The organism is Rheinheimera fenheensis, from assembly GCF_039871805.1.
Lineage (GTDB): Bacteria > Pseudomonadota > Gammaproteobacteria > Enterobacterales > Alteromonadaceae > Alishewanella > Alishewanella fenheensis.
In genome coordinates this window covers 114,451-128,837 of sequence record NZ_JBDPJM010000005.1, presented here as the reverse complement: position 1 = coordinate 128,837, position 14,387 = coordinate 114,451, and the positions used below count along the sequence as shown (strand labels likewise).

The 14,387-nt window shown below is 51.9% G+C and carries 12 protein-coding genes; 2 read left to right on the top strand and 10 right to left on the bottom strand.

Annotation, left to right across the window (positions count from 1 at the left end; translation table 11 throughout):
- Window positions 1-49: 49 nt before the first annotated feature.
- Window positions 50-844 (top strand): substrate-binding periplasmic protein, encoded by a 795-nt coding sequence (locus ABGI61_RS09395; RefSeq protein WP_347600294.1) that lies wholly within the window; start codon window positions 50-52, stop codon window positions 842-844.
- A gap of 93 nt (window positions 845-937) precedes the next feature.
- Window positions 938-1,519, top strand: a complete 582-nt coding sequence (locus ABGI61_RS09390) for a gamma-glutamylcyclotransferase (protein ID WP_347600291.1) — start codon at window positions 938-940, stop codon at window positions 1,517-1,519.
- Between the two features lie 139 nt (window positions 1,520-1,658).
- Here ABGI61_RS09390 and ABGI61_RS09385 read toward each other — a convergent pair whose 3' ends face one another.
- From ABGI61_RS09385 to ndk, 10 genes are all read right to left on the bottom strand, one after another.
- Complete coding sequence (locus tag ABGI61_RS09385) at window positions 1,659-3,914, bottom strand: Orn/Lys/Arg family decarboxylase (RefSeq protein WP_347600288.1); 2,256 nt, start codon at window positions 3,912-3,914, stop codon at window positions 1,659-1,661.
- 10 nt (window positions 3,915-3,924) lie between these two features.
- Entirely contained in the window at window positions 3,925-5,403 is a 1,479-nt protein-coding gene (der, locus tag ABGI61_RS09380) for a ribosome biogenesis GTPase Der (RefSeq protein WP_347600285.1), read from the bottom strand.
- A gap of 72 nt (window positions 5,404-5,475) precedes the next feature.
- A complete protein-coding gene (gene bamB / locus ABGI61_RS09375; protein ID WP_347600282.1) occupies window positions 5,476-6,657 on the bottom strand; it encodes an outer membrane protein assembly factor BamB in 1,182 nt (393 codons plus the stop codon).
- Window positions 6,658-6,667: 10 nt separating this feature from the next.
- Window positions 6,668-7,300: a YfgM family protein gene (locus ABGI61_RS09370; RefSeq protein WP_347600279.1), complete on the bottom strand. Its 633-nt coding sequence runs from the start codon at window positions 7,298-7,300 to the stop codon at window positions 6,668-6,670.
- Between the two features lie 37 nt (window positions 7,301-7,337).
- On the bottom strand, window positions 7,338-8,603 hold the full coding sequence (gene hisS, locus ABGI61_RS09365; RefSeq protein ID WP_347600276.1) for a histidine--tRNA ligase: 1,266 nt from the start codon (window positions 8,601-8,603) through the stop codon (window positions 7,338-7,340).
- Between the two features lie 81 nt (window positions 8,604-8,684).
- Window positions 8,685-9,788: a flavodoxin-dependent (E)-4-hydroxy-3-methylbut-2-enyl-diphosphate synthase gene (ispG, locus tag ABGI61_RS09360; RefSeq protein WP_347600273.1), complete on the bottom strand. Its 1,104-nt coding sequence runs from the start codon at window positions 9,786-9,788 to the stop codon at window positions 8,685-8,687.
- A gap of 8 nt (window positions 9,789-9,796) precedes the next feature.
- Window positions 9,797-10,729 (bottom strand): RodZ domain-containing protein, encoded by a 933-nt coding sequence (locus tag ABGI61_RS09355; RefSeq protein WP_347600270.1) that lies wholly within the window; start codon window positions 10,727-10,729, stop codon window positions 9,797-9,799.
- A complete protein-coding gene (gene pilW / locus ABGI61_RS09350) occupies window positions 10,726-12,636 on the bottom strand; it encodes a type IV pilus biogenesis/stability protein PilW (RefSeq protein WP_347600267.1) in 1,911 nt (636 codons plus the stop codon). The genes ABGI61_RS09355 and pilW overlap by 4 nt, the downstream gene beginning before the upstream one ends.
- Before the next feature lie 16 nt (window positions 12,637-12,652).
- On the bottom strand, window positions 12,653-13,780 hold the full coding sequence (gene rlmN / locus ABGI61_RS09345) for a dual-specificity RNA methyltransferase RlmN (protein WP_347600264.1): 1,128 nt from the start codon (window positions 13,778-13,780) through the stop codon (window positions 12,653-12,655).
- Between the two features lie 106 nt (window positions 13,781-13,886).
- A complete protein-coding gene (gene ndk, locus ABGI61_RS09340) occupies window positions 13,887-14,318 on the bottom strand; it encodes a nucleoside-diphosphate kinase (RefSeq protein ID WP_008218806.1) in 432 nt (143 codons plus the stop codon).
- Between the last annotated feature and the right edge of the window lie 69 nt (window positions 14,319-14,387).

Below are 14,387 nucleotides of genomic sequence, written 5' to 3'. Positions count from 1 at the left end.
GTTAACAGCGGACTATAGTTTAGCTATGTGTAGTTCAAAGGCTACTGCTATGGATAGCGCGATAGCATGCCCACAACCAATACGGCGCTGGTTATTCTGGCATCGCTGCTTTTTACTCGCTGGTTTGTTGTTGATGCTGTTTCAGTTGCATGCGCAGGCGCTACGCGTGGCGGTATCGGCAGATGACTACCCACCGTTTTATTATCAGCAAGGCGAAACCTTGCAAGGCTTCTCCGTTGATATATTACAGGCGGTCGCTACCGATCTGGGTTTAAGCGTGCAATGGCAGCGCTTGCCCTGGAGCCGGGTAGTACAGCACGTAGCCAGCGGTAAAGCCGATGTTATTACCGTATTTTATAAAACCGATGCCAGAGCAGAGCAGTTTTACTTCAGTACCGAGAGTTATTTGCGTGACCCTATAGTGCTGCTATGTGCTACGCCGTGCCAGACACAATTTGATGGTGACCTGGCCAAACTCAGCCAGCAACCGGTAGCCGTAGTGCGTGATTTTTCTTATGGCCCACTGATAGACCGGCTGGAATTTAGCCGCGCCGCGGTAGTAGATTCCGACCCTATGCTGTTTAAGCAACTGATTAAACGCCGGCTGCAGCTAGGCATAGCCTCACTCATAACCGTGCGCCACGCCCCCGAGCTAAAACAAACCGATGCTCAGGTGCAGGTGCTTTACCCAGTGCTGGATTATGTCGATATCTACTTCGCCTTTAGCCGGCAAAGCAGCGTAACGCCAGAGCTGGTCCGCCGCTTTGACCAGGCTTTACATCGCTACAAAAAAAGTGATGCCTACGCAGCCTTACTCAGCCGCTATCAGCTAGTGGATTTGTAAAGCCGGTAACGACCCCATTTTCCACTGTCTAATAAAGACTTTCACTGGTCGCTGCATAAAAATACAATGCTGTTTTTGGCTAAGCAGAACTTTATGTCTCACAACACCATTACCTTAAACCAACAGCGCCAGCCGCTGGCTCATCTGGAATCAGTCTGGCTGTTTGGCTATGGCTCACTGATTTATAAAACCGACTTTGCATATCTGGATGCTAAACCGGCCTGCATTTATGGCTGGGAAAGGCGGTTTTGGCAGGGCTCGCATGATCACCGTGGTACGCCACAGGCGCCGGGGCGGGTGTTAACCTTGGTTGAAGCGCCCGGTGCGCGCTGCGCGGGTATGGCGTATCAGGTAACGCCCGATACCTTTGAGCATTTAGACCATCGCGAGAAAAACGGCTATTTGCGTGTATTTACCCCGCTGCATTGGCTGGCTGATTCTGACAACAGCAGGCAAGGTGAAACAGAAGGCATAGTGTATTTAGCCACGCCTGATAACGCAGCCTATTTAGGCCCGGCCAGTGACAGCGACATTGCCGCCCATATTGCCAGCAGCGCCGGCCCAAGCGGGCCGAACAGGGATTATGTGCTGCAACTGGCACAAGCCCTGCGCGCTATGAACGAGCACGATGAGCATGTATTTGCCATTGAACGCGAGCTGCTAAAACTTTTATAAGCCAAGCTGTTAACGCCAAGCCTGCCGACAATAAAAAAACCGGGCGGTGCTACACACCAACCCGGTTTTGTTTAGCCCTTAGCGATAAGCCTTTAGCACTGAGCTTTTAAACTCATCACTAAGCACTTACCACTCAGCACTACTCTTTCACCACATCAATAAAGTACTTCACTTCGCCATCTACCGCTTCGCGCACTAAGCCGTGCACGTCGGTTTCAAAGCCTGGGAAGGCGCTGTTAAAGGCGCGGGTAAATTGCAGGTAGTTGATAATAGTTTTGTTAAAGCGCTCGCCCGGCACCATCAGCGGAATGCCTGGTGGATAGGGCGTAACCAGCATAGCCGTTACACGGCCTTCAATTTCGTCAATCGACACCCGCTCAATTTCGCGGTGTGCCATTTTGGCCCAGGCATCAGCCGGGGTCATCGCCGTTTCAATGGTCGATAAGTACATTTCGGTGGTCACTTTGGCCACGTCATACTTACGGTACATATTGTGAATTTGCTGGCATAAATCGCGCAGTCCGACTTTTTCATAACGCGGCTGTTTTTTGGCAAACTCTGGCATAACGCGCCACATCGGCAGGTTTTGGTCGTAGTCGTCTTTAAACTGCTGCAGCTCAGTTACCATAGAGTTCCAGCGGCCTTTGGTAATGCCAATGGTAAACATAATAAAGAATGAGTACAGACCGGTTTTTTCAATAATAATACCGTGCTCGGCCAGATACTTACTGACAATAGCTGCCGGTATGCCCTGCTCGTCAAACTGACCGTGCAGGTTTAAGCCCGGCGTGATAATGGTGGCTTTAATTGGGTCGAGAATATTAAAGCCAGATTCTATCGCGCCAAAACCGTGCCAGCTGTCTTTGGCATGCAGCGTCCAGTTATCGCGTGTACCTAAGCCCTCTTCTGGCAGCTCGTCCGGGCCCCATACTTTAAACCACCAGTCATCGTCGCCAAAATCAGCATCCACCTTGCGCATGGCACGACGAAAATCTATCGCTTCTGACAGGCTTTCTTCAACCAGCGCCGTGCCGCCTGGCGGCTCCATCATGGCTGCAGCCACGTCACAGCTGGCAATAATGGCGTATTGCGGGCTGGTAGAGCTGTGCATCAGGTAAGACTCGTTAAAGCGGTGCGTATCCAGGCTGCGGTTTTGCGCATTTTGCACCAGAATTTGCGATGCCTGCGACAAACCCGCCAACAGTTTGTGGGTCGACTGGGTAGCAAACACTACTGTGTCTTCTGAGCGCGGCCGATCTTTACCGATGGCATGCATATTGTGATAGAAGTCGTGGAAGCTGGCATGCGGCAGCCAGGCTTCGTCAAAATGCAGGGTGTCGATGGTCGAGCCCAGCTCTTGCTTAATTTCTTCTACGTTATACAAGATACCGTCGTAGGTACTTTGTGTAATAGTCAGAATGCGCGGCTTTTTATTCTTCGCATTACGGGCAAAGGGGTTGGCCTCAATCTTTTTCGCAATCGCCGCAGGTGAAAACTCACTTTTCGGGATCGGGCCGATAATGCCGTAGTGGTTACGGGTTGGCATTAAAAACACCGGTATGGCGCCGGTCATAATAATCGAGTGCAAAATCGATTTATGACAGTTACGGTCGACCACCACAATATCGCCCGGTGCCACCACAGAGTGCCACACCATCTTGTTAGACGTTGAGGTGCCGTTGGTAACAAAGAACAAATGGTCGCAGTTAAAAATGCGCGCCGCATTGGCTTCACTTTCAGCCACCGGGCCGGTGTGGTCCAGCAGCTGGCCCAGCTCGTCTACCGCGTTACAGACATCGGCGCGCAGCATGTTTTCACCAAAGAACTGGTGAAACATCTGCCCGACCGGGCTTTTTAAAAAGGCGACGCCACCGGAGTGGCCCGGGCAGTGCCAGGAGTAAGAGCCGTCAGAGGCGTAATCCATTAAGGCGTTAAAAAACGGTGGCGCTAACGCATCGAGGTATTTTTTCGCCTCACGGATAATATGCTTGGCGACAAACTCGGGCGTGTCTTCAAACATATGAATAAAGCCATGCAGCTCGCGCAGTATGTCATTCGGCACATGGCGGGTGGTGCGGGTTTCGCCGTATAAAAAAATCGGAATATCGGCATTACGCTTACGTACTTCTTTGACGAAGTTACGCAGCTCGGCAAGCGCCTTATCTATCTCAGCGGCGCTGCCGCTGCCAAACTCTTCATCGTCAATCGATAAAATAAAGCACGAGGCGCGGCTGGCCTGCTGAGCAAAGGCGCTTAAATCAACATAGCTGGTGTAGCCCACTACCTCGAAGCCGTGGCTGCTAATGGCCTGAGCTAAATCGCGAATACCTGAGCCGGAGATATTCTCCGAGCGGAAGTCTTCGTCGATCACAATAACCGGGAAGCGAAAATTCATAACGGTATCCTTATTGCTCCAGTTTTTTGCGCGCTTTCATCAGGCGCTCACGCTTGTATTTCTGCAGCGGCGTTTCAGTGTTCTTTTTCGTCGGCGCAAAGGGGTTGTCACCTTCGCGGAACTCAATACGAATTGGCGTACCCATCATTTGCAACGATTTACGGAAGTAGTTCATCAGGTAGCGCTTGTACGAGTCTGGCAAATCGTTGACTTGATTACCATGTATTACCAGCAGCGGCGGGTTGTAGCCACCCGCATGGGCATATTTCAGCTTTACCCGCCGGCCATTGACCAGTGGCGGCTGGTGATCTTCCTGCGCCATTTTCATAATGCGGGTTAACAGCGCCGTGCTGTGGCGTTTAGTAGCACTGTCAAAGGCTTCTTCGACTGATTCAAACAGGTTACCCACACCAGAGCCATGCAAGGCCGAGATAAAGTGCAAACGGGCAAAGTCGATAAAGCCCAAGCGGCGGTCCAGCTCGCGCTTAACCTCGTCTTTAATGCTGTCGTTTAAGCCATCCCATTTATTCACCGCAATAACCAATGAGCGGCCGGCATTTAACACAAAACCTAAAATGCTTAAATCCTGATCAGAAATACCCAACCGGGCGTCCAGCACTAAAATCACCACGTTGGCATCTTCAATCGCCTGCAGTGTTTTTACTACCGAGAACTTCTCTACCATGTCATCAATTTTGCCGCGTCGGCGCACACCCGCCGTGTCAATGAGGGTGTAATCACGGCCGCCGCGCTGCATCGGAATATAAATGGCATCGCGGGTGGTGCCGGGCATATCAAATACCACTACCCGCTCTTCACCTAAAATACGGTTGGTCAGCGTAGACTTGCCCACGTTAGGCCTGCCGACAATGGCCAGCTTAATATGTTCGTTACGCAGCCGCGCGGCTTCAGCTGCCGCTTCTTCGTCGGTCAGGGTTTCCAGCGCAGGGCCGTCTTCATCAGCAACATCGCTGCTTAACGCCTGCTGCTGTTCATCACTTAATAAAGGCACCAGCGCGCGGTTTAACAGCGCCGACACGCCGCGGCCATGGGCTGCAGCTATCGGGTACACTTCGCCCAGGCCCAGGCTATAAAAGTCGGCAATGGCGGTGTCGGCGTCCAAACCGTCGGTTTTATTCGCCACCAAAAACACTTGTTTTTCCACTTTGCGGATATGCGCAGCGATGGCCTCATCACCCACCGTCACACCGACACGGGCGTCAAGCATAAACAGTACCACATCGGCCTCGTCTATTGCTTTAAGTGACTGCTCGGCCATTTCCACTTCAATGCCTTGCTCATTGCCGTCGATACCACCGGTATCCACCACAATAAACTCCAGGCCTTCATATTTTACCGTGCCGTATTTGCGATCGCGGGTCAGGCCCGGAAAATCAGCTACCAGCGCATCACGGCTGCGCGTTAAGCGGTTAAACAGTGTCGACTTACCGACATTGGCTCGCCCTACCAGGGCAACGACAGGCAACATTAGGTGCACCTCAAAAATAACAAAACAGGCCCACTACAGGCCTGTTCAAAAAACTTGCACCGCCGGGGCGGATTAAGGCGTTTGTAATAAGACTAGCTCACCGTTGCGGCTTTGCACCAGTAACACATCACTGTTACTGACCGCCTCGGTGTAAAAACCCGAACTGTCCATACTCTGGCGGGCAACAAAATCGCCCGTCTCGCGGTTTAACCAGTGCAGGTTGCCTTGGTTATCCCCTACCACCAGGTAATTTTTGTATACCGTGGGCCCGGTCAGGTAATGTTTGTTTAAACCAAACTGCGACCAGCGCTCGGTACCGGCGCGGCTGTCCATGGCGTAAATGCGACCTTGGGAGTCAACCAGATACAAGGTGTCACCCTGCATGGCCATATTGCGGAAGCTGGCATAATCCCGCTTCCAGATTTGCCGGCCACTGCGTAGCTCCTGCGCCACTAAAGCGCCATTATAGCCAATACTGTACACGGTGCCGCCTTGTACAATCGGCTTAGCGTCAACATCAGCTAACCGCGACAAATCAGTAGTCCCCATTGGCACAGCGACTTGCTCTTCCCAAGCCTGATAACCGCGGTCGGCAATCAGCACACCAATATGGCCACTACCTGAGCCATAAATCACACCACCGGATTCAATCACCGGCTCACTGACGCCTCGTAAGGTCAAAGCAGGTTGTTCGTTTTCAAACTTCCAGCGCTGCTCGCCGGTGTCCGGGTGTAAGGCGATTAAGGTACCCGCACCCGTTGCAACAACCACCAATCCATCGCCGGTAGCCGGGCTGGCTAATACTTCGCCCGGCACCTCTACCCGCCAAACCAGCTCGCCGTCGGTGCTTAACGCCACCACATCGCCGTTTTCGGTGCCAAAATACAGTTTGTCATAACCAAAAGCCAAACCGCCGGAAATGCGGGCATTGTCACCCGACCAAACATCACCAATGCTTTGCCATAGCGAACTGCCGGCTGGCTTGCGTAAGTCGAATAGCCATTTACGTTTACCTGAGGCCAGATCAAAGGCGGCGACCAGGCCTTCACGACTGGCAGCGTACACGGTGTCTTTAACAATAATCGGTGTCAGGCTGGACTCATAATGCTCAACCCCAGAGCCGATGCTGCGGCTCCACACTTCATCGGGTTCGATGATATTGGTCACCGGTGGTAACACCAGCTCTTCTTTACTGGAGCAGCCCGCCAGTACCAGGGCTGCCAGTAATAATGCCTGTTTAAGCTGTAATTTCACGCTTACCTCGTTATGCTGCAGTGACGTGCGCCAGCTCATCCAATTTTATTTGTAACAACTGCGTATTCTGACCGGCGCTGCTTAGCGCTTGTTGATAAGCCGTTTTGGCTTCGGCTAAACGCTCAGCCTGTACCAGCACATCACCTTTCAGCTCGGCTTGTATGGCGGCAAAACTCTCTGGCACTGGCTTAGCTAAGGTCGCTAAAGCCGCGTCCAGCTGGCCCTGTTCACGCTGCAGTCGCGCTAAGCGCAGCTGCGTAACCGCCAACAGTTCTGGCTGCTTGGTATTGGCCAGCACCCAAGTTAACTGCGTGGCCGCTTTATCAAACTGTTGTAATGCTACGGCATCTTTTGCTGCCAACAGTGCCGCCAGCACAGCGTAGTTATCCGCTTTACTGCCATCAATAAAACCCTGCGCCTGGGCTAACCAATCTTCACTGGCGCTGGCATCACGCTGCTCAACCAACTGGCTGAACTTGGTTGAGGCTGCCTCAGCCGCTTCGCGCTGATCAGCCTGATAAAAACGAAAACCGTATAATGCGGCTAACCCCAGCACCACACCACCCACTATAGCTTTGCCATAGTCCTGCCAAAACCGCTTTATCGCTTCAACCTGTTGTTCTTCGCTACTATAAATTTCCACTGCGTTACTCCGTTTCAAGCTCAGTGCGCTGTCAGCATTATGCCAGCACTGCCGCTACATCTGTGATTAGTAAAGTTTGCTGCGGCTTGTCATCACGCAACCATTTTAAGGTAATTTCACCCCGTGCCAGCTCATCTTCGCCCAGGATCAGACCAATGCTGGCACCAGACTTATCTGCCCTTTTTAATTGTTTCTTTAAATTGCCGCCGCCGCAGTGCGTCATAATACGCTTACCCGGCAAAGCGCTGCGCAGCTGTTCGGCAACAGTTAACGCGGCAAGTTCCGCCTCATCGCCAAGTGCCATCAGATAAATGTCGGCGGTTGCAGGCAGCTGTGGCAGTAAATTCAGGCTTTGCAGCAACAATACCAGCCGCTCCAGCCCCAAGGCAAACCCTACCGCTGGCGTCGCTTTACCGCCCAGCTGCTCAACCAAACCGTCATAACGACCGCCTGCACACACAGTGCCTTGGGCACCCAATTCAGTGGTCACCCACTCAAATACGGTTTTGTTGTAATAATCCAGCCCACGCACCAAACGCGGGTTAAGGCTAAATTCAATACCGGCACGACTTAACAGCTGCTGCAAACGGGCAAAATGAGTTTTTGATTCCTCATCCAGATAATCTGCCAGCTGTGGCGCACCCGCCAGCACCCCGGCCAAAGCCGGGTTTTTGCTGTCCAGCACCCGCAACGGGTTAGTATGCATGCGGCGCAAGCTGTCTTCGTCCAGTAAGGCTTTGTGTTGTTCCAGATAGCTAACCAGCGCTTCACGATAAGCGGCGCGCGACTCGCTGGAACCCAGCGAATTCAGCTCCAGTTTCACATAAGGCGTAAGGCCCAATTGTTGCCACAGGCGGGCTGACAAGATAATCACTTCAGCATCGATATCGGCTGAAGCCATACCAAAGGCCTCTAAGCCAAACTGATGAAACTGCCGGTAGCGGCCTTTTTGCGGCCGTTCATGACGAAACATCGGCCCGGTATACCACAGCCGCTGCTCCTGGTTATACAGTAAGCCATGCTCATTACCTGCCCGTACGCAACAGGCGGTGCCCTCTGGGCGCAAAGTTAAGCTGTCACCATTACGGTCGTTAAAGGTGTACATCTCTTTTTCGACAATGTCGGTCACTTCACCAATAGAGCGCTTAAACAGCTCGGTCATTTCCACTATCGGAAAGCGGATTTCACTGTATCCATAGCTGGCAACGGTATGGCGCAGGATCTGCTCGACATACTGCCAGGCCGTTGTGTCCTGCGGCAGGCAGTCGTTCATGCCGCGAATGGCCTGAATTTGCTTCGACAAAATGAGTCTTCCATCGGGTTAAATTAAAAAACTGCCGCGATTATAGGCGCAACCACGGCAAACACCAAGCCTGTTACCGGCTTAATCGACCTTTCGGACTGCGATTTGCTGCGCCAGATAACTGCGTACCTGCTGCTCCAGTTGGGTGGCAATTTGCTCATTATCCAGCCGCAGCTTTTGCCGCTGGCCATTTATGTAAAAGCCGCTTTTTTTGTTAGCACCGGCCACACCTAAATCCGACACCAAAGCCTCACCCGGGCCATTCACCACACAACCAATCACCGACACCGTTAATGGCTCGGTGATGTCTTCCAGTTGCTGCTCCAACTGATTCATGGTTTTAATCACATCAAATTCCTGCCGCGAGCAGCTTGGGCAGGCAATAAAGTTAATGCCACGCGAGCGAATGCGCAGCGACTTTAAAATATCAAAGGCGACTTTAACTTCTTCTACCGGATCGGCCGCCAACGAAATACGCAGCGTATCACCGATACCTTCCGCCAGCAGCATGCCCAGGCCAATAGCGGATTTTACCGCACCAGCACGGGCCCCACCGGCCTCGGTAATACCCAAATGCAGCGGCTGCACTATCTGTTTGGCCAGCAAGCGATAGGCACCCACCGCCAAAAACACATCAGAGGCTTTGACACTGACTTTAAATTGATCAAAATTCAGCCTGTCCAATATATCCACATGGCGCATCGCTGATTCAACCAGCGCTTCGGGTGTCGGCTCGCGGTATTTTTCCTGAATATCGGCTTCAAGCGAGCCACCATTAACCCCGATACGGATGGGAATATTATGGTCGCGGGCGCAGTCTACCACGGCGCGAATGCGATCTTCCCTTCCGATATTACCCGGGTTAATCCGCAGACAATCCACGCCATATTCGGCTACTTTCAGTGCGATACGATAATCAAAATGAATATCCGCCACCAAGGGCACCGGCGATTGTTGCTTAATCAGCTTAAAGGCTTCGGCAGCGTCCATGGTGGGCACCGACACCCGCACGATATCAGCACCTGCCTTGGCGATAGCTTGAATTTGCGCTACGGTGGCGGCGACATCGGTGGTCAGGGTGTTAGTCATCGACTGCACCGCTATAGGCGCGTCACCGCCTACAGGTACAGACCCTACATGAATTTGTGTGCTTTTACGGCGTTTAATCGGACTGTCTGCAAACATGCTTATTCTTACTCAGGAAGGGTGAACTTTGCTACGCGACCGGCAGGAAAGCCTGCCATATCAACGACTTGCTGATTTAAACTAATACTAACCACACTGGGGTTACCCAAGGTGATAGTAAAGGGGGCAACCCCGCTTAACTGCATAATATAACCGGCTTGCTTGGTGCCAAAGGCGACCCGGCTGCCAGTGGCATCAACCACATCTATCCAGCAGTTCTCGCTAAAACGCATCTCCAGCTGCGCCATCTCGCCGGCCACAACCGGTGGCGCTTGCGTATCGCCAGAGGTATCCCCCACAACTGGCATAAGCTGATCAAGCTCAGCGCTAAGCTGCTCCGGGGCGGTCGGGGCAGATATTTCAGCGTCTGCTGCTTCGCTTAGATCCAACACACTACTGTCAGATGTCGAACTGTCAGCCGCTAGCTCTGCTAACGTAGCATCAGAGTGTGTCTGGCCTTCAGTAATACCTGGTGCTGCCACAGCAGCGGTGTCGTCAACCGGCTGAGCGGTCGACGCTTGTGTGGCGGTTTGGCTACTTGTCGTAATGTCGCTTTGCCACCACCAGATAAATAGCAATACCAGTAGCAAGGCAACAATGGCGTAAGTTAACCACATAAAACGGTTTTCAGTAGCCTGGCGTGCAGTGCGGTTAGAGAACGTCCGCATTGGCTTGGCATGGCTTTTCTCCAGACCGGTATGACGACCAAAAGCCGCCATAAGCTCGGCCTCAGGCAGTTTTAGTAACCGGCCATAAGCGCGCACATAACCACGGGCAAAGGTCTCTAAGGTTCCTTCCAGCTGATCCTGCTCCAGCTGATTTATAATATCCGGACGCAGGTTAAGCTGTAATGCCACTTGCTGCTGGCTCAGTTTGCGCTGCTCGCGGGCCGCACGCAGTAACTGGCCAGCGGTGAGTTGTTCAGTCTGTTGCTGGCTCATGGCTCTACACTGGCTGGGTCAACCACCAATACCTGCTGGCCGACTTTTAACGTGCTTTGTTCAGTTAAATTATTCCACTGCATAAAGCTGCTCAGGCGCACATTGTAGCGGTACGAAATACCAAACATGGTTTCTCCCGCTGCCACCGTATGGTACGGCTGCTGTGGTGTAGCTTGTTCACGCTCTGGCAACGCAGGTACAGTTACAGGCTGTTTTAACTGCTCATCTGACACTTCGGCTAACCAGATTTTTTGTCCGGTTTTAATCACAGAGTCCGGTGTGAGCTGGTTCCACTGCATTAAGCGCTGCAGACGGATATTATGTTTTACCGAAATGGCATACAGCGACTCTGACTGCTGCACGATATGAAAGGGTATATCAGCTGTGACAGCAGTATCTGCTATAGCCTCAGAGGCAACTGTCGCATCAGAGGTGACTTCCTCATCAGTAGCTGGATCTGCCGGCTCTGTTGTCTCTACAAGTGTTGTCTCTGCAATTGTTGTGTCAGCAACGATTGTCTCAGCAAGTGTTGCTTCAGCGACGACTGTGGCTGCAGCTCCTGCAGTGATGTCAGTTGGCTGTGTTGCTGGTATTTCTGCGGTAACTTCGGGCTCGGCCAACTCTGTCTGGGTCGTCGTTTGCGCCGTGGCACTAACTTCCTGCTCCGCTGGCGGTTGCACAGACGGTTGCGTACTCACTGGTGCTGGTTCAGCCTGCTGTGCCTGTGCCTCTTGCTGCGCCAGTTGCTGCAGGGCAAGCGCCTCCTGCTTTTCGGCTTCTTCCTGCTGCGCGGCCAGCGCTTTGGCCTCAGCTAACAGTTCTGTTTCAGTGGGTAAGGCCTGTACCGCAGCAGCCTGGCTAACCACCGCAGTCGGTGCTTTGACTGCGGGTAACGCTGAGGCAGTAGTCACTGATGCACTGCTACCAGTTTGGCTGCTGGCCGCGCTTGTGTTTGCGTTCGTGCTGCTGTCGTCCGCTGTTTTACGTTTAACAATTTTCAGCTTAGGGTTGGCAGTGGGCTGCGCCGGCAGCTCAGGTTTAGTTGCGGTCTCATCCGGCACCACAATATTGGCCATTAAACTGTCTTTGTAGCGCTCGCGAAGCTGCTCAAACTCGCTGTCTTGCAGCTTTTGCTGCAGCAGTAGCCTCGCTTCAGGTGTATCAGTATACAAAGTAAGCAATAATTGCTCAGCATTACGCAGCGTGTCCTGGTCGCCATTTTTATCAGCTATCAAATAACTTAACAACACGGTGCGGGCTGATACCCGACCCAGCCGCTGAATACGGTCCAGTAGTGCTTTGGCGCCACGGTTATCGCCCATGGCGTAAGATAACCCCGCTGACAGCGTTAACGAGGTAATACGGGTGCTGTTGTGGCTGGTAGAGTTGTCCAGGTAGGTTTTGGCTTTGGTAAAATTATTTTGCTGCAGCTGACACAACGCCAGGTTTTCATAGCTTTCAGCGACACGAATATAGCCCGGCCGGCTAATGGCTTTTAGCAGTAACTGCTCGGCCTCGTCATAACGCTCCAGCTGGCATAAAAAAGCGCCATAGTTATTGTACGCATCGGCATAGTTAGCGTCTTTACTGATGGCTTCGCGAAAATAGTTTTCTGCCTGTTTGTTTTCGCCGACCATCTGGTAGTAATACGCCAGGGCGCTATATACCTCGGCTGAATTTGGCGCAAAACTGCGCGCCCGTTCAAGATTATATTTGGCTTGCGAACTGTCACCACGGCGCAGATAGTTTAACCCTAAAGAAATACGGGTGCGGGCTGCTTCAATATTGTCAAAGGTGCGATTGGCCACCGGCCGATCGGTGCCAACATAGGTTTGTTCAGATACACAGCCGCCTAGCAACAGTACACTGCTGATTGACAGGCTAAGTAATACTTTCTGTTTTACCACACCGACATCCTTGATGTTATGGCAGCACTTTTACGGCAATTGCCTGCCCTTTTTGCTGCTTCTTAATTAACCTTTTGGTCCGGTCGATAACATCGCCTACCAACTGGCCACAGGCCGCGTCGATATCATCGCCCCGGGTTTTTCGTACAATAACAGTAAAGCCGTATTCTTGTAAGACTTTGTTAAACCTGTCAATGCGCGAATTACTTGAGCGTTTGTAGGGTGAGCCCGGATAAGGGTTAAATGGGATCAGGTTAATTTTCGACGGCGTATCTCTTAATGCCTGCGCCAGTTCATGTGCCTGCTCCATGCTGTCGTTTACCCCCTCCAGCATCACGTACTCTACTGTGACCTTATCATTAGCCTTAGAGTTCGCCACATAACGTCTTGAGGCAGCTAAAAATTCTTCCATCGGGTACTTACGGTTTACCGGCACCAGTTCGTTACGCAGTTCATTGTTCGGTGCGTGCAATGAGATAGCCAGTGCCACGTCGATTTTTTCCCGCAGTAAATCCAGCGCCGGCACTACGCCAGAGGTACTTAACGTTACGCGCCGCTTCGATAAACCAAAGCCAAAATCTTCCAGCATCAGCTCCATCGCCGGAACGACGTTATTCAGGTTCAGTAGCGGCTCACCCATACCCATCATCACCACATTGGTAACCGGCTTATCACCTGTGTCGCCGTAACTACCGATGATTTGCGCCACCCGCCATACCTGACCAATAATCTCGGCCACGGTTAAATTGCGGTTAAAGCCTTGCTGCGCGGTAGAGCAGAATGAGCAGTCCAATGCGCAACCAACTTGCGATGACACACAAAGCGTGCGACGGTCTTTTTCCGGGATCCACACCGTTTCCACTTCCTGTCCGCCACTTAAGCCCATAACAAATTTAATGGTGCCATCACTGCTATCCTGCCGAGTCACCACTTTGGGCGCATCAATGACACAGCGGGCTTTTAATTTTTCGCGCAATACTTTATTGATATTGCTCATCTTATCGAAATCATCGATACAGAAGTGGTAAATCCATTTCATTACCTGATCGGCACGGAAGGGTTTTTCGCCTAACTCGACAAAAAACGCCTGCATTTGTGCCCGGGTTAAATCAAGTAAATTAATTTTTTCTTGCTGCTCAGTCATTTGCAGAGCGCTCCTTACCACAATAAACAATAGCCATAAAACACTGGACCAACATGCACTAAGGGGGCTGTTGCCCCCTTAGTCCGTTACCGCAGGCGATTAACGCTTAACGGGTACGGGCACACAACTCAGCTTCAGTGAAGAAGTAAGCGATTTCGCGTGCAGCAGAGGCAGCAGCGTCAGAACCGTGTACCGCGTTCTCATCGATGCTGGCCGCGTAATCAGCACGTAAAGTACCGGCTAAGGCATCTTTCGGGTTAGTCGCGCCCATGATTTCACGGTTTTTACGTACCGCATCTTCACCTTCTAACACTTGTACCATTACCGGGCCAGAGGTCATGAATGACACCAGGGCGCCAAAGAATGGACGCTCTTTGTGCTCAGCATAGAAACCTTCAGCCTGCTCGCGGCTTAAGTGTAGCATTTTAGCGGCCACGATACGTAAACCGGCAGATTCAAAACGGTTGTAAATGGCACCAATTACGTTTTTAGCAACGGCATCGGGTTTGATAATAGAAAAAGTGCGCTCTAACGCCATAACAGGCTCCTGTTAATAAGATTATGTGAACTTAAGGTTTAAAATTTAAGGCGGCAAATTATACGCTAG

Bases quoted from the DNA above. Each gene is read 5' to 3' on its own strand.
- ispG (WP_347600273.1), bottom strand. From the start codon at position 9,788: ATGTTTGCAGACAGTCCGATTAAACGCCGTAAAAGCACACAAATTCAT.
- ABGI61_RS09395 (WP_347600294.1), top strand. From the start codon at position 50: ATGGATAGCGCGATAGCATGCCCACAACCAATACGGCGCTGGTTATTC.
- rlmN (WP_347600264.1), bottom strand. From the start codon at position 13,780: ATGACTGAGCAGCAAGAAAAAATTAATTTACTTGATTTAACCCGGGCA.
- ABGI61_RS09385 (WP_347600288.1), bottom strand. From the start codon at position 3,914: ATGAATTTTCGCTTCCCGGTTATTGTGATCGACGAAGACTTCCGCTCG.
- ABGI61_RS09390 (WP_347600291.1), top strand. From the start codon at position 938: ATGTCTCACAACACCATTACCTTAAACCAACAGCGCCAGCCGCTGGCT.
- ndk (WP_008218806.1), bottom strand. From the start codon at position 14,318: ATGGCGTTAGAGCGCACTTTTTCTATTATCAAACCCGATGCCGTTGCT.
- der (WP_347600285.1), bottom strand. From the start codon at position 5,403: ATGTTGCCTGTCGTTGCCCTGGTAGGGCGAGCCAATGTCGGTAAGTCG.
- ABGI61_RS09355 (WP_347600270.1), bottom strand. From the start codon at position 10,729: ATGAGCCAGCAACAGACTGAACAACTCACCGCTGGCCAGTTACTGCGT.